Source organism: Streptomyces sp. NPDC096152 (genome assembly GCF_044763235.1).
In the GTDB taxonomy this organism is placed as follows: domain Bacteria; phylum Actinomycetota; class Actinomycetes; order Streptomycetales; family Streptomycetaceae; genus Streptomyces.
Genome location: NZ_JBIWFW010000004.1, coordinates 338,031 through 357,312, shown reverse-complemented (window position 1 = coordinate 357,312; position 19,282 = coordinate 338,031). Strand labels below are relative to the sequence as shown.

Genomic DNA, 19,282 nt, shown 5'->3' with positions numbered 1-19,282 from the left:
CCGACCTTGAGAACGGATGCCCTGGAGGAACCTGATGGCGCAGGTCGAGGCCACTACGGAGCGGGTCGTCGCGGCGGACGCGGAGAAGGTGTTCGACGCCCTCGCCGACTACAGCGGCACCCGCGGGAGGCTGCTGCCCGAGCACTTCAGCGAGTACGAGGTGCGCGAGGGCGGCGACGGCGAGGGCACCCTCGTCCACTGGAAGCTCCAGGCCACCAGCAAGCGGATCCGCGACTGCCTGCTGGAGGTGACCGAGCCCACCGACGGCGAGCTAGTGGAGAAGGACCGCAACTCCTCGATGGTCACCACCTGGCTGGTCACCCCGGCCGGCGAGGGCAGCTCGCGGGTCGTCGTCACGACCACCTGGAACGGCGCCGGCGGCATCGGCGGCTTCTTCGAGCGCACCTTCGCGCCCAAGGGCCTCGCCCGGATCTACGACGCCGTGCTCGCCAACCTCGCCGCCGAGACCGAGAAGTAGCCGGGGCGCGGGAAGCGGCCGGGAAGCACCCGGTCCGCGCGCCACCCGTCGCGCGGCGAGCCCAACGGGTCGGCCGCCAGGGCCCGTTGGACCCTCACCGGTTCGAGTGGATCTCCCTGGCGCCCGGCTCGGTGCCGTAACTCGTCGCGCTTGCCCACAGTTGTCGCTTCACGCGGAAATCGTGCGGCAGGCGTGACGAGGGAGCGGCGACGTGGGCGGGATCACTTTGGTGCAGGACGAACCGGCCGTCGCGCCGCCGGAGGTCCCCCTCGCGCCACCGGCCCCGGCCGCCCACCTCGACCCCCGCCGGGTGCGGCTGGTCTTCGTCGGGCTGATGCTCGCGCTGCTCCTCGCGGCGCTGGAGCAGATGATCGTCGCCACCGCGCTCCCGAAGATCGTCGGTGAGCTGCACGGCCTGGACCGGATGTCCTGGGCGATCACCGCCTACCTGCTCACCGCCACCGTCGGTCTGCCGGTCTACGGCAAGCTCGGCGATCTCCTCGGCCGCAAGGGCGTCTTCCAGTTCGCCATCGTCGTCTTCGTCGTCGGCTCAGGGCTCGCCGGCCGGGCGCGGACCATGGACCAGCTGATCGCCTTCCGCGCCCTCCAGGGCGTCGGCGCGGGCGGGCTGATGATCGGCGTGCAGGCCATCATCGCGGACATCGTGCCGCCCCGGCGGCGCGGGCGGTTCATGGGGCTCATCGGCGCCGCCTTCGGCCTCGCCTCCGTCGCGGGGCCGCTGCTCGGCGGCTACTTCACCGACCACCTCTCGTGGCGCTGGTGCTTCTACATCAACGTCCCCTTCGGCCTGGTGACCCTCGCGGTGGTCACCGTGGTGCTCAAGCTGCCGAGGCCGGTGGCGCGGGGCCGCCTCGACGTGCCGGGCACCCTGCTGCTCGCGGGGGCCTCGACCTGCCTGGTGCTGCTGACCAGTTGGGGCGGCACCGAGTACGCCTGGGACTCGCGGGTCATTCTCGGTCTCGCCGCGGGCGCCGCCCTGTGCGCCGCCCTCTTCCTCGTCGCCGAGCGGTCCGCCGCCGAACCCCTCATCCCACCACGGCTGTTCCGGGACTCCGTCTTCAACGTCACCGCGTCGGTCGGATTCGTGGTCGGTGTCGCGCTGTTCGGCGCCGCCGGCTATCTGCCCACGTTCCTCCAGATGGTCGACGGCGCCTCGGCCACCGAGTCGGGCCTGCTGATGCTGCCCATGATGGGCGGCATCGTGGTGGCGTCCGTCGCCTCGGGTCAGCTCATCAGCCGCACCGGCCGCTACCGGCCCTACCCCCTCCTCGGCTGCGCCCTGTCCGCCGTCGGCATGTGGCTGCTCTCCCGCCTCCAGACCGACACCCCCCGGCTGCACTACAGCGTGTGGATGGCCGTCCTCGGGGCCGGGATCGGCCTGGTGATGCCGGTCCTGGTCCTGGCCGTGCAGAACTCCGTGCGCCCCGCCGATCTCGGCACCGCCACCAGCGCCAACAACTACTTCCGGCAGATCGGAGGCAGCGTCGGCGCCGCGGTCTTCGGCACCCTCTTCGCCGGCCGGCTCACCGACGCCCTGGCCGCGCGCGTCCCCCCGCGCACCGGGGCAGCGCTCCCAGACCCCGAGTCGATCACGCCGCAGCGGGTGCACGCGCTGCCGCCGGCCCTGCGCGACGCCTACGTCCACGCGTACGCCGACTCCATGCCGCGGATCTTCCTCTACCTGGTGCCGGTGCTCGTCCTCGGTCTGCTCATCGCCTTCTTCCTCAAGGAGAAACCCCTGGTGTCCCACCACACACCCGCCCCCGAGACGGAGACCGCCCAGGCCGACACCGTCGTCCCGCAGGCCCGTTCGGCGTACGCCGCGGGCGTGCCCGCGGGCGTCCCCGTGTGCGGCACGGTGCGGCACGCCGACGGCACGGCCGTCCCCCGCGCGGCGCTCACCCTCATCGATGTGACCGGGCAGCAGGTCGGGCGGGGCGCGAGCGGCGAGGACGGACGCTACGCCCTGTCCACCCCGGGCGCCGGCGCCTACGTCCTGATCGCGGCGGCCGGCGGGCACCAGCCGCAGGCCGTGAGCGTGACCGTCGGCGAGCGGCCCGTCGACCTCGATGTCGTGCTCGGCGGCGCCGGACGCCTCGCGGGCTGTGTGCGCACCGCGGACGGCACCCCCGTGCGGGACGCCACCCTGACGCTGACCAACGTGCACGGAGAGGTCGTCGCCGGCACCCGCAGCGGACCTGACGGCGGCTACGTCCTCACCGAACTGGTCGCCGGGGAATACACCCTCGCCGCCGGCGCGCACGCCTTCCGCCCCGCCGCGCTCCCGGTCGGCGTGAAGGCCGCGCGGGAGACCCGGCAGGACGTCGAACTCGCGGGCGGCGCCGTGCTCCGGGGGACGGTTCGCGCCCCCGGCGGGCGGCCCGTCGAGGACGCGCGGGTCACCCTGCTGGACGCCGCGGGCAACGTGGTCGACACGCTCACCACCGGGCCCGACGGAACGTTCCGGTTCGTCGACCTGGCCTCCGGCGAGTACACCGTGATCGCGGCGGGCTATCCGCCGGTGGCCACCGTGCTCCAGGTGGCGGGCGGCGGACGGACGGAACGGGATCTTCAGCTCGGCCACGAGGACTGACCCGTCCACGGGGGGCGCACGCCGGTGCGCCGGTGTGACCGGCCGGTACGAATTCCGCTGTTGCCGCACATCGTGACGGACCGTCGCCGTACCGTGGTCGGCGGGGGAACAGATCTTGCGGAGCCGTGCGGAGAGAGGGCCGGGCCATGGACCGTGGCACCGACAGGGACGCACCTCCCAGCCGCGGAGCGGGGGGCGGCGCGGCGGTGGGGGCGGGGGAGGCCGTGGCGGGCCGCGTCCCGCTGGCCGTGGTCGTGGTCGACCGCGACGGGCTGGTCTCGCACTGGAGCAGGGGCGCGCGGCGGTTGTTCGGCACCGCCAAGGAGGAGGCGATCGGCCGTCCGGCGGCCGACCTGCTGCCCGTCTCCGGCGCGCTTCCGGAGGAGACCGACGACGTGCCCCACCGGTCGTACCCCGCCTACGACGGGCTCGGGCCGGGCCTGGAGTCCTCCCTCGACGGACGGCTGTCCTACCCGGCCGCGGGCCGCGCCCGCCTCACCGTGCCCGTGCCCGATCACGGGCATGCGCACGCGCACGCGCACGAGCGGGACGACTCCGGAGCACGGGCGTCCGGGGAGCCGGGGCGGGCCGACGTGCTGTGGTGGGCGTACCCGCTGGTGGGTCCGGGACGGGAGCGGCTGCTCGTGCTCGCCGCCGACGCGGACGGACTGCGCCCCGACGACCCCGGGGAAGCCGGTGGAAGACCGGCGCCCGAGCGGATCGCGCCCGCCTTCGCCCTGCACACCGACTTCCCCGGCGCCGAGGACCTCGCCCGGCGGCTGCCCGAGATCCTGCCCAGCATGAGCGTCGAGGAGAGCGCCCGGATCGTCGCCCAGGTGCTCGAACTGGGCTATCCGGTACTGGAGTTCAGCCAGAACGACCGAGTGCCCGTCACGCCCGACTGGGGCGTGCCCCGGCGCGCCGAGCGCAGGGCGCGCCGTGAACGGGCCGCGCGGGCCGCGGCCCAGGGGCTGCCCGCGCCCGAGGAGGACGCCGGCGACACCGGCGAGGACCTCGAGCACGCGGCGGTCCGCGAGCGCCTGGAGTTCCTCAACGAGGTGAGCGGCCGGATCGGCACCTCGCTGGACCTGGCCCGGACCGTCGTCGAGGTCAGCAAGGCCGTCGTACCGCGCTTCACCGACGTCGCCGGGACCTATCTGCGCGAACAGGTCGTCGCCGGTGAGGGGTTCCCCGACGGCGTGCCGGACACCACCACCCTGTGGCACCGGGTGGCCGTGGAGCACACCGACGAACCGGACCGCTGGGACGACGTCGTGCCCGTCGGCGAGGCCATGCCGTTCCCGGCGCGGACCCCGTTCTTCCAGTGCATGACCACCGGTGAGCCCGTGCTGGTGCCGCGCATCAGCGCGCCGATGGGGCACGCCATCGCCTCGCAGTTCGAGAAGCGCGACATCCGGCCCCTGATCACCCACCGCTCCATGCTCGTGGTGCCCCTCAAGGCCCGTAACGTCGTCCTCGGCTTCATGGTCCTGCTGCGCCATCCCGAGCGCGCCGAGTTCAACGACATGGACCGGGTCACCGGCGCCGAACTCGCCGCCCGCGCGGGCCTCGTGCTCGACAACGCCCGTATGTACACCCACCAGGAGAGCGTCGCCGAGACCCTCCAGGACAGCATGCTGCCGCGCATCCCGGCGCGCCGGACGGGCTGCGACATCGCCACCCGCTACCTCCCCGGCACGCTGCTCGGCCGGGTCGGCGGCGACTGGTTCGACTCGGTGAAGCTGCCCGGCGCGCGCACCGCCCTCGTCGTCGGCGACGTCATGGGCCACGGCCTGAACTCGGCCGCGACGATGGGCCAGTTGCGCACCGCCGTGCAGACCATGGCCGCGCTCGACCTGCCGCCCGCCCAACTGCTGCGCCACCTCGACGACCTCGCCCAGCGGCTCGGCGACACCTACCTCGCGACCTGCCTGTACGCCGTGTACGACCCCATCGCGAGCGAGCTCAGCCTCGCCAACGCGGGCCACATCCCGCCGGTCCTGGTCCGTGCCGGGGACGGCCGCAGCGAGCTGCTCGACCTGCCCACCGGCGCGCCCATCGGCGTCGGCGGAGTGCCCTTCGAGACCGTACGCGTGCGGGTGCGGCCCGGCGACCGCCTGGTGATGTGCACCGACGGGCTGGTCGAGGTGCGCGGCGAGGACATCGGTGTCGGCCTCGCCACGCTGTGCGAGTCCGCCGCCCACCCGGCGGCGGCCATGGACGAGGCCTGCGACACGATCATCCGTGCCCTGAACACGCGCGGCGGCCGCAAGGACGACGTGGCGCTGCTGATGGCCCGCCTGGGCGGCATCGCGCCGGACGACGTCGCCGAGTGGCGGCTCGCCCGCGATCCCGGGCAGGCCGCCCGCGCCCGTGCCGTGGTCCGGGAGCAGCTCCACGTGTGGGGTCTGGCCCGGCTCGCCGACCCGGCCGAGCTGCTGGTCAGCGAGCTGGTCACCAACGCCTTACGGCACTCCCGCGGCGGAGCGGTCGAGCTGCGGCTCGTCCGCGGCGACACGCTGCTGTGCGAGGTGGACGACGACGACCACGAGCTGCCCACGCTGACGAGCGCCGGTCCCGGCGACGAGTCCGGGCGCGGGCTGCGCGTGGTCAGCGCCCTCGCCCGGGAGTGGGGCACCAGCCGGACGGGCACCGGCAAGACGGTCTGGTTCGAGCTGACGCTGCCGCGTCGCTGAGACCGGGGGCGTCCGTCGCCCGCGCACGGGCGCGCGGCGCCCGGGGCCGGTCCGCGCCCGAGCGCCGACGCGGCCAGGTGTGCCGCTCTGGTACGTCGGTGACACGCGTGGCGAAGGAACGCGCCCGGCGCTTGTGAGCGCGACCGGCGCGCGGTAGACCGGCCGTACGGGCCCGTCAGGACGACGGATCGGCCCCGGACCCTGGGGAGTTGGGCATGAGCGTGACGAGTCGGTACCGCCTGGCCTGGGAGGGTTTCTGGCGCGAGGCGCCCGAGAAGGAGGGCGCGGTGTTCTGGGACGCCGAGCCCGCGCTGACCGCCGGTCTCCACCTGCCCCTGTTCCACCCGCACCTCACCGATCCCGGGCTGCCGCTGGTCGATCTCGGCTGCGGCAACGGCACCCAGACCCGCTTCCTCGCCGACCGCTTCCCGCGCGTCCTCGGCGCCGACCTGTCGGCCGCGGCCGTCGATCGCGCCCGGCGCTCCGACCCGGCCGGGCAGGCCGCGTACCGGGTGCTGGACGCCACCGACAAGCGCGAGGCGGAGACGCTGCACGCGGAGCTGGGCGACGCGAACGTCTACATGCGGGGCGTGCTGCACCAGTGCGAGCCGGACGACCGGCAGCCGCTCGTGGACGCGCTCGCCGCCCTGGCCGGACGGCGCGGGCGGGTCTTCCTGGCCGAGCCCTCCGAGGCGGCCCGTGCCCTCCTGGGCGGTCTGGCGCGGAGCCCCGCCGGGCCGCCGTCCAAGCTGGCGCCCGTCCTCCGGCACGGCATCGTGCCCGGCGACGTCGCGGACGACGCCGTGGCCAAGTACCTGCGCTCGGCCGGCCTCGCCGTCTTGGCGAGCGGTGAACTTCCGCTGACGACGACCGAGTTCGGGACCGACGGGACCAGGATCGAGTTGCCCTCGCGGTGGTTCGTGGCGGGGCGCGTTCGCTGACGGACCGGGACGAGCCGGCGGGCGGGAAGCGGCCTTCAGGCCCGAGCGACCCGCGAAGGAAAGGGACAAGAAACTCACGGGGGAACAACTGGGTTTCTGAAAAACGGCACTTGACGAAACGCATTCCTTTTCTTTTCTTGGCGCAGGTTTGGAACGCCGAGTGGGCGCCGGTGACGGCGAGCGGTGCGCGGCCGTCGGTCGGATGTTCGCATCGACGCCGTTGCCCTCGCCTGCTGGTGCTCCGACCAGGGGAAAGGGCGGTTCATCGAGGGTCGGACGGCCGTGTCTGGAAGGCCGTGAACGCCCTCTGTAAGAAGAAAGTAAGGCGCCTTTTCAAGTGATTGACCGGCGCACGTCAATGCTGCTTTGCTTCGGACGTCTGACAAGGCATCACTTATCAAGCGTCTTTTCGGTCAAGGGTTTTAGTTTCCCAGCGAATTGCGACACCTCCGCGGATTCCCGGCTGCCTGCCAGGCGTCCGCGCGGTCGAGTGGTGCCACTGGGACCTGCCCTCCTGCCCGGCGGTGCAGGGGCGTCGAACCCGACGCCCCGGATCCGGTGCGCCTGGTGAGCTGCCGCGTCGGAGTCCATGCAGCCGACCTCGGCCGTCCCCGCGGCGGAGGTCTGTACGCAGAAAGGTCTCACCCTCCATGGGTAAACCCCACGTCCGCGGCGCGCTCCGAGCGACCCTGACCGGTCTCGCGTCGCTGTCCCTGCTCACCGGTGTGGCACTCGCCTCTATACCCCAGGCGGCAGCCGCCACCCAGGCCGCAGGCCCGTCCGTGAGATCCAACCCCTACAGCCCGGCCTACCAGCACCCCTACCGGCATGGCGCCCTGCCGACCATCCAGCGCCACGCGCAGATGAAGGACTGGGCGGCCAAGCACCCGGCGACGACCGCGACCACGGCGGCGACCGGACCGCAGACGCTGTCCTACGGCGGCGGCGTCGACGGCATCGGCGTGCAGAGCGGCCACTCCAAGGTCTACCTGGTCTTCTACGGCTCCCAGTGGGGCACGCAGGGCACCAACTCCAGCGGCGACGCCACGTTCTCCGGCGACCCGGACGGCGCGGCCCCGGTGGCCCAGGAGATGTTCAAGGACATCGGCACCGGAAGCGAGCGGTGGTCCGCAGACCTCACCCAGTGGTGCGACGGCCCGAACGTGGCGAGCGGCGCCACGAGTTGCCCGTCCAACGCCAACTTCATCCCGTACCAGAGCGGCGGCGTCCTCTCCGGCGTGTGGTACGACAACTCGGCCGCCTCGCCGAGTGCCGCGACCGGGCACCAGCTGGGCGCGGAGGCGGTGAAGGCGGCCGGCCACTTCGGCAACACCACCGCCGCGTCCAACCGCGACGCGTACTACGTGGTGCTCTCGCCGCACGGCACCAACCCGGACAACTACCAGGGCAGCTACTGCGCCTGGCACGACTGGAACGGTGACACCACGCTGACCGGCGGCGCCGTGACCTCCTCCTACGGCGACATCGCGTTCAGCAACCAGCCGTACAACATGGACTCCGGCGCCGGCTGCGGCGTGGGCTTCGTCAACTCGCCCGGTACGCTGGACGGGTGGACGATGACCCTCGGCCACGAGTGGCAGGAGATGATGTCGGACCAGAACCCGGCGGGGGGCTGGACCAACCACACCACCAGCTCGTACAGCGGCCAGGAGAACGCCGACGAATGCGCCTGGATCTCCCCGGGCAGCACGGGCGGCGCGGCCAACGTCACCATGGGTACCGGCTCCTTCGCGGAGCAGGCGAACTGGTCCAACGACACCAACAACTGCGCCATCTCCCACGCGATCGTCGGTGGCGGCGGCGGTGGCGGCACGTGCGCCAGCCCGGGTCAGAAGCTCGGCAATCCCGGCTTCGAGACGGGTACTGCTTCGCCCTGGACGGCCAGCACCAGCGTGATCAACAGCTCCACGAGTGAGCCTGCCCGCTCCGGCAGCTGGGACGCCTGGATGGACGGCTACGGCAGCGCCCACACCGACACCTTGTCACAATCCGTGACCATCCCGTCCGGATGCAGCGCCACCTTCTCCTTCTACCTGCACACCGACACCGCCGAGACCACCACGAGCAGCGCCTACGACAAGCTGACCGTCCAGGTCGGCTCCACCACCCTGGCCACCTACTCCAACCTGAACGCGGCGAGCGGCTATGCGCTCAAGTCGTTCGACCTGTCCAGCTACGCCGGTCAGACGGTGACCCTGAAGTTCACCGGTACCGAGGACTCCAGCCTCCAGACCAGCTTCGTGGTCGACGACACCGCCCTCAACGCCTCCTGACCCCACGAGGTCACCTGGCCACAGCGCGACGTGTTCCGCCCCGGCAGGGAACCACTGCCGGGGCGGAACCGTCTCAGCGGCACAAACCAGCCCGAAAGGGGAGCCCGTCCATGACGCTCCCGCGCATCCGCATGGCGCCCCGCTTCGCCGTATGCCTGGCGCTCGCCGCACTCACGGCCGTCCTGGGCGGCTGCTCGTCCGGGTCCCCGGGCTCGCCGCCCCCGCCGCCGTCGGGTTCTTCCGCGGCATCTCCGTCCTCCGTGTCCTCCACCTCACCCACGCCGTCCGCGTCACCCCCGGCGTCCGCCGCGCCGTCCTCCGGTCGGGTCGTCCTCGGCGAGCGGGCACGGGGAACCACGATCCGTGTGAGCACCGGCACACTCGTCGAGGTGCGCCTGCGCGGGGGCTACTGGTCGGTCCCGGCCGGCTCGGACCCCCGGGTGCTCGCCCCCTCCGGCGGCGGAGCCGGCCCCACCCCCGCCCCGACCTGTCCGCCGGGGCGGAGCTGCGGCGCGTCCTCCGCGCGGTTCACCGCCCTCCGGCCCGGTACCGTGCGGGTCACCGCCCGGCGCACCTCGTGCGGTGAGGCGATGCGCTGCCCGGCCGGCCAGGACCGCTTCGAGGTCACCGTGGTGGTCACCCGCTAGCGTGGACGGAACACCCGGTGCGCCGTCGGCCCAACCGCCGCTCCGGGTGGCCGAGTTCGCCGGCCGTGCCGGGCCCGCGGGTGTCACCCCGCGTGTCCGGCTGGCTGGTTCTGCGTGTCAGGAGGACGGCGTATTGTCGCATTGACGTAGTTTGGAGGGGGTGCGTGCTTCCGTGATCCCTACACCCTGTAGGGTTGCGTCCACCCTGCCGCACACCGAACGGAACAGAGACGAGAGGTGGCCGTGTCGACCGTCGCGCCCGATCCGGACGTCAGTGTTGTCGTCATCGTCTACAACGACGAAGAGCGACTTCCGGCGGCCGTAGGTTCCGTCCTTGAGCAAACACTGCGCAATGTCGAGGTGATCATCGCCGACGACTGCTCGACGGACGGCTCCCACGAGGTCGCGCAGGCGCTCGCCGCGGCCCACCCCGACCGGGTCCGCGCGATCCGGCTCCCGGAGAACAGCGGGGGCTGCGGGGAGCCGCGCAACCAGGGCGTCAAGGTCGCCCGGGGCCGCTACGTCATGTTCCTGGACAGCGACGACACCCTGGAACCGAACGCGTGCCGCAACATGGTCGAGGCGGGCGACCGCACCGGCGCCGAGCTGATCTCGGGCCTGTGTGTCCGGGTTCACACCGACAGCCGCCACGACAAGCGCGTGGCCTGGTACCCCTGGCTGTACCGCAGCACCCGTACGGTGGACTCGGTCAGCGAGCTGCCGGACCTGTTCGTCTTCGACACCCTGTCGACCAACAAGTGCTACCGGCGCGACTTCCTCCTCGACAACGACCTCGCCTTCCCGCGCGGCATCCATTACGAGGACCTGCTCTTCTCGGCCCAGGCCTACCTCGCCGCCCGGCGGATCACCCTGATCCCCAACACGGTCTACTACTGGAACGTCGTCGAGAAGACGGCCGTGAAGTCGATCAGCAACCGGCGCCGTGAGATCAACAACTTCGCGGACCGGGTGGAGATCCACCGCCGGATCGACGCGATCCTGGAGCGCAAGGGCCTCGACGGGCTCAAGCTGTGGAAGGACATCAAGTTCCTCAAGCACGACCTCGTGCTCTACCTGCGGGAACTGCCCTTCCTCGACGACGAGTACCGCCACCGCTTCGCCGAGCTGGCCCGCGCCTACGTCCAGGACTTCCCGGACGCGGCGTACGACGAGCTCGACCGGGTCCACGCGATCTGCGCCCAGCTGCTGCTGCGCGAGGACTGGACCGACCTCATGCCGGCCATCGACACACTGATCAACCGGCACAAGATCTCCGCGCCGCTCACCGAGCGGGACGGCCGCGTCTACTGGACCGACCGCTATCTCGACGACCCCGAGATGCGCGCCGTCCTCGACGTCACCACCCTCGGCTACCACGCCAAGCGGCTGGACCAGATGGCCCTGCGCAACCGGCTCACCGAGTACACGGCGAGCGGCGACACCGTCGTCCTCGCCGGGGAGATCGTCAACCCGCTGCACACCGTCCCCGCGGACGCGAAGCTCACGGCCGAGCTGGAGTTCCGCGCCCGCCGCCGCAGCCTGCAGACCTTCCGCTTCCCGGTGGAGACGCCGCGCCACCAGGGCGACACCATCGCCTGGCGGGCCGAGGTGCCGCTGGCCCGGCGGCTGCGGCCGCTGGGCATCGTCGACGACGTCTGGGACGTCCGGCTGCACCTCACGGCGGACGGCCGGCGCACCACGAGCCGGCTCACCGTCGGCACCGTCGACCTGGAGCACGCCGAGGCGGTGCCCGTGCGCCCGCGGCTCACCCGGCTGATGGCCGACCGGCTCGAGGTCCAGGTGTCGGCCAAGGGGCACCTGGCCTTCCGGCTCACCCAGCACGGCCAGGTCGCCCGCGTCGGGCGCGCCGCCGTGGAGCGCAACCTGCACGGCCGCCCCGCGCGCGCCGCCAAGGGGGCCTACCGCAAGCTGCGGGCCGTCCGCAAGGACCTGAACTCCGGCGACCGCAAGCTTCAAATCTACGAGCGCATGCTGCGCAGACTGCCGGTCCGCAAGGGCACGGTCGTCTTCGAGAGCCACCTCGGCAAGCAGTACAGCGACAGCCCCCGGGCCGTCTACGAGGAGCTGCGTCGCCGCGGCGTGCCGATCACCCCGATCTGGTCCTACGCGGGGGAGCGCCCCGAGGGCTTCCCCGAGGACGCCGAGCTGGTGCGCCGGTGGTCCTGGCGCTACCTCAGGGCGCTCGCCCAGGCCGAGTTCTGGATCGACAACCAGGGCTTCCCGCTGCGGTTGACCAAGCGCCCGGAGACCACCTACATCCAGACCTGGCACGGCTCGGCCCTGAAGCGGATGGGCTTCCACGAGCCCACCCACCGGATGATGTCCGAGCCGGAGCAGCGCGCCTACCAGCAGGCGCTGGACCGCTTCGACCACTTCGTGGTCCGCGGCGAGCACGACGTGCTCACCCTCGCCCGCGCCTACCGCATCCCCGAGGACAAGCTGCTGCGCACCGGCTACCCGCGCAACGACGCCCTGGTGCGGGCCCGTGAGGGCGCCGCGCCCGGCCCCGAGGCGCAGCGCCTCGCCGAACGCCTCGGCCTGGACCCCGCCCGCCGGGTGCTGCTGTACGCGCCCACGTTCCGCGCGAACTCCGACGGCCGGGTGCGCGGGTTCGAGTTCGGCTTCGACGTCGAGCGCTTTGCCGCCCGCTTCGGTGAGGAGTACACCCTCCTCGTACGGGCGCACTATCTGAACCGGCTCACCCTGCCGCCGTCGGTGGCGGGCCGCGTCATCGACGTGAGCACCGAACCGGACATCACCCCGCTGCTGCTGCTCGCCGACGGCCTCATCACGGACTACTCCTCGGTGATGTTCGACTACGCGCTGCTGCAACGCCCGCTGGTGTTCTACGCCTACGACTGGGAGGAGTACGCCGAGGACACCCGCGGCACGTACTTCGACCTGCTGGCCGAAGCACCCGGACCGGTGCCGCGCACCGAGGACGAGCTCTTCGCCGCCCTCGGCGACCTGGGCGCCGTACAGGCCAAGTACGAGGCGCGGCTGAAGGAGTTCGTGGACAAGTACGGCGAGTACGACCGCGGCGACGCGGCGGCTCGGATCGTGGACCGTTTCTTCGGACCCGCTGGAGAGGCCCGATGACCGAGCGTGACATCTTCTTCGTGGCCAACGAGGTCAACGAGCTCGGCGGCGTGGGCCGCTGGCAGGCACAGCTGGCCAAGCTGCTGGCCGAACGCGGCCACCGGGTCACGATCGCCGGCATCGCCCCGGCCAACCACCCGATGGACCTCGGCGAGGACCCGCCGTTCCGCACGGTGACCCTGTACGCCCGGCGCCCGCCCGGCCGCCCCCGGCCGCGCAGGCTGCTCGGCGCCGCCGACCCGGCCGTGCGCCGTCACGACGCGCACATGCGGACCGCCGCCGACCGGCTCACGGCGCTGTTCCGCGCCGCCCGTCCCGGCGCGATGATCATCGTCACCCAGGTGTGGGCGATGGAGTGGGTGGCGCTCGCGGACACCACCGGGCACCGGATCATCGGCATGACCCACGAATCCTTCGAGACGGCCCGCAAGTCGTCCCGATTCGCGCGGGTGAAGAAGTACTACCAGGACGCCGACCGGCTGCTCGCCCTCACCCAGGAGGACGCCGACCGCTGGGTGGGCGAGGGCATGAACAACGTCGGCTTCATGCCGAACCCGCTGCCGATCGTGCCCGACGCGCCGTCACCGCGCACCGAGAAGGTGGTGGCGAGCATCGGCCGCCTCTCCCACGAGAAGGGCGTCGACCTGCTCCTCGACGCGTGGGCCGAGGCCGCCCCCAAGCAGCCCGGCTGGACCCTGCGCCTGTACGGCAGGGGAGAGGCCGAGGCGGAGCTGCGGCAGCAGTGCGCCCAGCTCGGCCTCGACGACTCGGTGGACTTCGCCGGGCAGACCGACGACGTGCCCGGCGCGCTGCGCGCCTCCTCCGTGTTCGTGCAGTCCTCCCGGGGCGAGGGCTTCCCGCTGGTCCTGCTGGAGGCGATGGCCTGCGGCGTGCCGTGCGTGGCGTTCGACTGCGCGCCCGGCGTGCGCGAGATCGTCGGCCACGACCGCGACGGCCTGCTGGCCCGCCCCGGCAACACCACCGAACTCGCCCGTCATCTGGTGCGGTTGATGTCCGACGAGGCCCTGCGCGACGCCATGGGCGACGAGGCCCTGCGCAGCGTCCAGCGCTTCGAGCCGGACGCCATCACCCGCCGCTGGGAGGAGCTCTTCGACTTCCTGGACCGCTGACCTGGCACGGCGCGCCCCGGCACCTCGGTGACCGGGGCGCCGCTGTTGGTCTGGACCGGTGAGAGTTTTCCACAGGTCCGGGCGGGATTCCGGCGCACCGCGTAGCGTGAGGCGTCATGAAGATCCTGATCAGCGCCGACATGGAGGGCGCGACCGGCGTGACCTGGCCGGCCGACGTGCTGCCGGGGACGCCCCAGTGGGAGCGGTGCAGAGCGATGTTCACCTCGGACGTCGACGCAGCCGTGCTGGGTTTCTTCGACGGCGGCGCCGACGAGGTGCTGATCAACGAGGCCCACTCGACCATGCGCAACCTGCTCCTGGAGCGGCTGGACGAACGGGCGCGGATGCTCACCGGGCGGCACAAGACGCTGTCCATGGTCGAGGGCGTGCAGCACGGCGACGTGGACGGCATCGCGTTCGTCGGCTACCACGCGGGCGCCGGCATGGAGGGCGTGCTCGCCCACACGTACCTCGCGAACTCCATCACCGGCGTGTGGCTGAACGACGTACGGGCCGGCGAGGGCCTGCTGAACGCGCGGGTGGTCGCCGAGTACGGCGTCCCCGTCGTCCTCGTCACCGGCGACGACGTGGCCTGCGAGGAGGCGCTCGGCTACGCGCCCGAGGCGCTGAAGGTGGCCGTCAAGGACCATGTGTCGCGGTACGCGGCGGTGTGCCGCACACCGGCCCGCACCGCCGCCGACATCCGCGCGGCGGCCAAGGAGGCGGCGGCGCTGGCGGTCCGGCACGAGCCGGTCGTCGGCGGCCCGCACACCGTCGCGCTGGAGTTCGACGCCGAGCACCTGGCGATGGCCGCCACGGTCGTCCCCGGAGTGGACCGGATCGGGGAGCGCAAGGTGGCGTACACCAGCGCCACCATGTACGAGGCGATCCGCGCCTTCAAGGCGGTCACCACGATCGTCTCGGCCGCGGTGGAGGAGCAGTATGGCTGACGAGCAGGCACTGGACGAGGTCGTGCGGTTCACCTCGGACCTGATCCGCGTCGACACCACCAACCGCGGCGGCGGGGACTGCCGGGAGCGCCCGGCCGCCGAGTACGCCGCCGAGCGGCTGGCCGGGGCCGGCCTCGAACCCACGCTCCTGGAGCGCGCCCCGGGCCGGACCAACGTGGTCGCCCGCGTGGAGGGCACCGACCCGTCGGCGGACGCGCTGCTCGTCCACGGCCACCTGGACGTGGTGCCCGCGCAGGCCGGGGACTGGAGCGTGCACCCCTTCTCCGGGGAGGTCCGCGACGGCGTCGTGTGGGGCCGGGGCGCGGTCGACATGAAGAACATGGACGCGATGATCCTCGCCGTGGTCCGCTCCTGGGCCCGGCTCGGCGTGCGGCCCCGGCGCGACGTGGTGATCGCCTTCACCGCCGACGAGGAGGCCAGCGCCGAGGACGGCGCGGGGTTCCTGGCCGACCGGCACGCCGGGCTGTTCGACGGCTGCACCGAGGGCATCGGCGAGTCGGGCGCGTTCACCTTCCACGACGGCGCCGGCCGGCAGCTCTACCCGATCGCGGCCGGCGAGCGCGGCACGGCGTGGCTGCGGCTCACCGCGCGCGGCCGGGCCGGCCACGGCTCCCGCGTCAACCGGGAGAACGCGGTGACGCGGCTCGCCGCCGCGGTCGCCCGGATCGGCGCCCACGAGTGGCCGCTGCGGCTCACCCCGACGGTCCGCGCGGCCCTCACCGAACTCGCCGCCCTGTACGGCGTCGAGACCGACCTGCGGGACGTCGACCTGCTGCTGGAGAAGCTGGGCCCGGCCGCCGACCTGGTCGGGGCCACCGTCCGCAACAGCGCCAACCCCACCATGTTCGAGGCGGGTTACAAGGTCAACGTCATCCCGGGCGAGGCCGTGGCGCACGTCGACGGACGGTATCTGCCCGGCGGCGAGGAGGAGTTCCGCGCCACCCTAGACCGCCTGACCGGCCCGGACGTGGCCTGGGAGTTCGAGCACCGCGAGGTGGCGCTCCAGGCGCCGGTGGACTCGCCGACGTTCGCGGCCATGCGCGCCGCCGTGCAGGCGTTCGCTCCCGAGGGGCATGTGGTGCCGTACTGCATGGCGGGCGGTACCGACGCCAAGCAGTTCTCCCGCCTCGGCATCACCGGGTACGGATTCGCGCCGCTGAAGCTGCCCGAGGGCTTCGACTACCACAACCTGTTCCACGGGGTCGACGAACGGGTGCCCGTGGAGGCGCTCCACTTCGGCGTCCGCGTCCTCGACCGCTTCCTGCGGACCGTCTGAAGCCGCGAGGAGGAGAACGTGCAGACCCTGCCGTACGGTTCCTGGCCCTCGCCCGTCGAGGCCGCCCTCACCGCCGCGCACGACGGCCGGCCGGAGTGGGTGGGCCTCGTCGGCGACGAGGTGTGGTGGACCGAGCCGCGGCCCACCGAGGGCGGGCGCCGCACCCTGGTCCGCCGGCACACCGGAGGCGCCGAGGAGTCCGTGCTGCCCCCGCCGTGGAACGTGCGCAGCCGGGTCGTCGAGTACGGCGGTCTGCCGTGGGCCGGGCAGGTGCGGAACGGCGCGCCGCTGGTGGTGTTCGTGAACTTCGCCGACCAGCGGCTGTACCGCTGGCGGCCCGGCACCGCCCCCCGTCCGCTCACCCCGCTGTCCGCGGTGGGCGGCGGACTGCGCTGGGCGGAACCGCGGTTCCGTCAGGAGCACGACGAGGTCTGGTGCGTGCTGGAGGAGTTCACCGGCGACCGGCCCACGGACGTACGACGGGTCCTGGCCGCGGTACCGCTGGACGGCTCGGCCGCCGAAGACCGGGCGGCGGTGCGCGAACTCACCGACGGCCGGCACCGCTTCGTGACCGGACCCCGTCTCTCCCCCGACGGGCGGCGGGCGGTGTGGCTGGCCTGGGACCACCCGAGGATGCCGTGGGACGGCACCGAACTGGTCATGGCCGACGTGGGCGGCGAGGGCACGCTGGACCGGCCCCGCACCGTCGCCGGCGGCCCCGACGAATCCGTCTGCCAGGCCGAATGGGCGCCGGACGGGTCGCTGCTGTACTGCAGCGACCGCGGCGGCTGGTGGAACCTCTACCGCGACGGTGAGCCGCTGTGTCCCCGCGACGAGGAGTTCGGCGGCCCGCTCTGGAAGCTCGGCCGGCGCTGGTTCGCCCCGCTGGACAACGGGCTGATCGCGGTGGTGCACGGCCGCGGCGCCGGCGCGCTCGGCACCCTCGACCCGGAGACCGGCGAGATCGTCGACGCGGACGGGCCCTGGACCGAGTTCGAGCCGACGCTCGCGACGCGGGGCGGACGGGTCTTCGCGGTGGGCGCCAGCCCCCGCAGCGCCTACGAGGTCGTCGAGCTGGACACCTCCCCGCGGGCCGCCCCGGACGGGCCCGGCGGCATCCCGGCCGGGGCGGCCCGGGTGATCGGCGCCGCCCACGACGACCCCGTCGACCCCACGTACTACCCCGAGCCGCAGATCCGCACCTTCACCGGGCCGGACGGGCGCGACATCCACGCCCACATCTATCCGCCGCACCATCCGGCGTGCGTGGCACCCGGCGGCGAGCTGCCGCCCTACGTCGTGTGGGCGCACGGAGGCCCCACCGGAAGGGCGCCGCTGGTGCTCGACCTGGAGATCGCCTACTTCACCTCCCGGGGGATCGGCGTCGCCGAGGTCGACTACGGCGGCTCGACCGGGTACGGCCGGGAGTACCGCAACCGGCTGCGTGAGCAGTGGGGTGTCGTCGACGTGGAGGACTGCGCCGCCGTCGCGCTCGCCCTCGCCGAGGAGGGCACCGCCGACCGGGCCCGGCTGGCGATCCGGGGCGGCAGCGCGGGCGGCTGGACCACGGCCGCCTCGCTCACCGGAACCGACGTCTACGCCTGCGGCACGATCATCTACCCGGTCCTGGACCTGGCGACCTGGGGCGCGGAGGCGACCCACGACTTCGAGTCGCGGTATCTGGAGACCCTGGTCGGGCCCTACGCCGAGGTGCCCGGCCGGTACGCCGAGCGCTCGCCCGTCGAGCACGCCGACCGCATCACCGTGCCCTTCCTGCTGCTCCAGGGCCTGGACGACGTGATCTGCCCGCCGGCCCAGTGCGAGCGGTTCCTGGAACGGGTGGCGGCGGGCGGGCGGGTGCCGCACGCGTACATCGCCTTCGAGGGCGAGGGGCACGGTTTCCGCCGGGCCGAGACCATGGTGCGCGCGCTGGAGGCCGAACTGTCCCTCTACGCCCAGGTGCTCCGGCTGCGCCCACCCGGGGTGCCCACGCTGGAGCTGACCCCGGGCCACGGCGGGGGGAGAGCGGCTGCGGGCACCGCCGATACTGGAGGTCCCTGACGCCACCGGCGGTCCGTGTCACGAGGACCCGTCCGTGGAACGGCCGCTCGTGCGGCGGCCGGCCCCGCAGGCCACCCGAGAGAGAACGACCCTGGAGCCCGACCCGTGAAGCCGCTCGTCCGTCCGTCCCGACTCGCCCCCGGCGCCCGTGTGGCCGTCGTCGCGCCCAGCGGCCCCGTCCCCGAGGAGCGGCTGCAGGCCGGGCTCGACGTGCTGCGCGGCTGGGACCTGGACCCGGTGGTGGCACCCCACGTACTGGACCGCGACGGCACCTTCGCCTATCTGGCGGGCCCGGACGCCGATCGTGCCGCCGACCTGCAGAGCGCGTGGTGCGACCCGTCCGTGGACGCGGTGCTGTGCGCCCGCGGCGGATACGGGGCGCAGCGGACGGTCGACCTGCTCGACTGGGAGGCGATGCGCGCGGCGGGGCCGAAGGTGTTCGTCGGCTTCAGCGACATCACCGCGCTGCACGAGGCCTTCGCCACCCGCCTCGGGCTCGTCACGCTGCACGGGCCGATGGCGGCGGGCATCGACTTCATCAAGAACGCGCGGGCCCAGGAGCACCTGCGGGCGACCCTGTTCGCGCCGGAGTCGGTCCGCACCCTCGTCTCCGACGGCGCGGCCCTGGTTCCGGGACGGGCCCGGGGCGTCACGCTCGGCGGCTGCCTGAGCCTGCTCGCCGCCGAGCTCGGCACCCCGCACGCCCGGCCCTCGGCAGGCGGGGGCCTGCTGTGCCTGGAGGACGTGGGCGAGGAGACGTACCGCCTCGATCGCTACCTGACCCAGCTCCTGCGCGCGGGCTGGCTGGACGGGGTGCGCGGGGTCCTGCTCGGGTCGTGGACGGGGTGCGAGGACGCCGGCCGGGTGCGTGCGCTGCTCGCCGACCGGCTCGCCGGCCTCGGCGTCCCCGTCGCCGAGGAGTTCGGCTTCGGCCACTGCGACGGCGCGTGGACCGTCCCCTTCGGAGCCGCCGCCGAACTCGACGCGGACCGGGGCACCTTGACCCTGGAGGAACCCGCCCTGCGCTGACCGGGACGGTGCCTGCCGCCCCGGA

12 protein-coding genes are annotated in these 19,282 nt (G+C 73.1%); all 12 read left to right on the top strand.

Going from position 1 to position 19,282, the window contains the following annotated elements; translation table 11 throughout:
* Positions 1 to 34 precede the first annotated feature (34 nt).
* The 12 genes from ACIQ9G_RS16140 (at position 35) to ACIQ9G_RS16085 (ending at position 19,257) form a co-directional block, all read left to right on the top strand.
* Positions 35 to 478 (top strand): SRPBCC family protein, encoded by a 444-nt coding sequence (locus ACIQ9G_RS16140; protein WP_403609299.1) that lies wholly within the window; start codon positions 35 to 37, stop codon positions 476 to 478.
* Between the two features lie 211 nt (positions 479 to 689).
* Entirely contained in the window at positions 690 to 3,092 is a 2,403-nt protein-coding gene (locus ACIQ9G_RS16135; protein ID WP_403609297.1) for an MFS transporter, read from the top strand.
* A gap of 146 nt (positions 3,093 to 3,238) precedes the next feature.
* On the top strand, positions 3,239 to 5,788 hold the full coding sequence (locus ACIQ9G_RS16130; protein ID WP_403609294.1) for a SpoIIE family protein phosphatase: 2,550 nt from the start codon (positions 3,239 to 3,241) through the stop codon (positions 5,786 to 5,788).
* A gap of 215 nt (positions 5,789 to 6,003) precedes the next feature.
* Positions 6,004 to 6,729, top strand: a complete 726-nt coding sequence (locus ACIQ9G_RS16125; protein ID WP_403609292.1) for a class I SAM-dependent methyltransferase — start codon at positions 6,004 to 6,006, stop codon at positions 6,727 to 6,729.
* 650 nt (positions 6,730 to 7,379) lie between these two features.
* Entirely contained in the window at positions 7,380 to 9,023 is a 1,644-nt protein-coding gene (locus tag ACIQ9G_RS16120; protein WP_403609289.1) for a hypothetical protein, read from the top strand.
* 110 nt (positions 9,024 to 9,133) lie between these two features.
* The gene (locus ACIQ9G_RS16115) at positions 9,134 to 9,670 is read left to right on the top strand and encodes a hypothetical protein (RefSeq protein ID WP_403609287.1); all 537 of its coding nucleotides are present in this window, start codon (positions 9,134 to 9,136) and stop codon (positions 9,668 to 9,670) included.
* 243 nt (positions 9,671 to 9,913) lie between these two features.
* Positions 9,914 to 12,790, top strand: coding sequence for a CDP-glycerol glycerophosphotransferase family protein (locus ACIQ9G_RS16110; RefSeq protein ID WP_403609284.1), 2,877 nt, complete (start codon positions 9,914 to 9,916; stop codon positions 12,788 to 12,790).
* Entirely contained in the window at positions 12,787 to 13,920 is a 1,134-nt protein-coding gene (locus tag ACIQ9G_RS16105) for a glycosyltransferase (RefSeq protein ID WP_403609282.1), read from the top strand. The genes ACIQ9G_RS16110 and ACIQ9G_RS16105 overlap by 4 nt, the downstream gene beginning before the upstream one ends.
* A gap of 116 nt (positions 13,921 to 14,036) precedes the next feature.
* Positions 14,037 to 14,870, top strand: a complete 834-nt coding sequence (locus ACIQ9G_RS16100; protein ID WP_403609280.1) for a M55 family metallopeptidase — start codon at positions 14,037 to 14,039, stop codon at positions 14,868 to 14,870.
* The gene (locus ACIQ9G_RS16095) at positions 14,863 to 16,167 is read left to right on the top strand and encodes a M20/M25/M40 family metallo-hydrolase (RefSeq protein ID WP_403609279.1); all 1,305 of its coding nucleotides are present in this window, start codon (positions 14,863 to 14,865) and stop codon (positions 16,165 to 16,167) included. The genes ACIQ9G_RS16100 and ACIQ9G_RS16095 overlap by 8 nt, the downstream gene beginning before the upstream one ends.
* An 18-nt stretch (positions 16,168 to 16,185) precedes the next feature.
* Entirely contained in the window at positions 16,186 to 18,228 is a 2,043-nt protein-coding gene (locus ACIQ9G_RS16090; protein WP_403609276.1) for an LpqB family beta-propeller domain-containing protein, read from the top strand.
* A 105-nt stretch (positions 18,229 to 18,333) separates the two neighbouring features.
* The gene (locus ACIQ9G_RS16085; protein ID WP_403609274.1) at positions 18,334 to 19,257 is read left to right on the top strand and encodes an LD-carboxypeptidase; all 924 of its coding nucleotides are present in this window, start codon (positions 18,334 to 18,336) and stop codon (positions 19,255 to 19,257) included.
* Positions 19,258 to 19,282 lie beyond the last annotated feature (25 nt).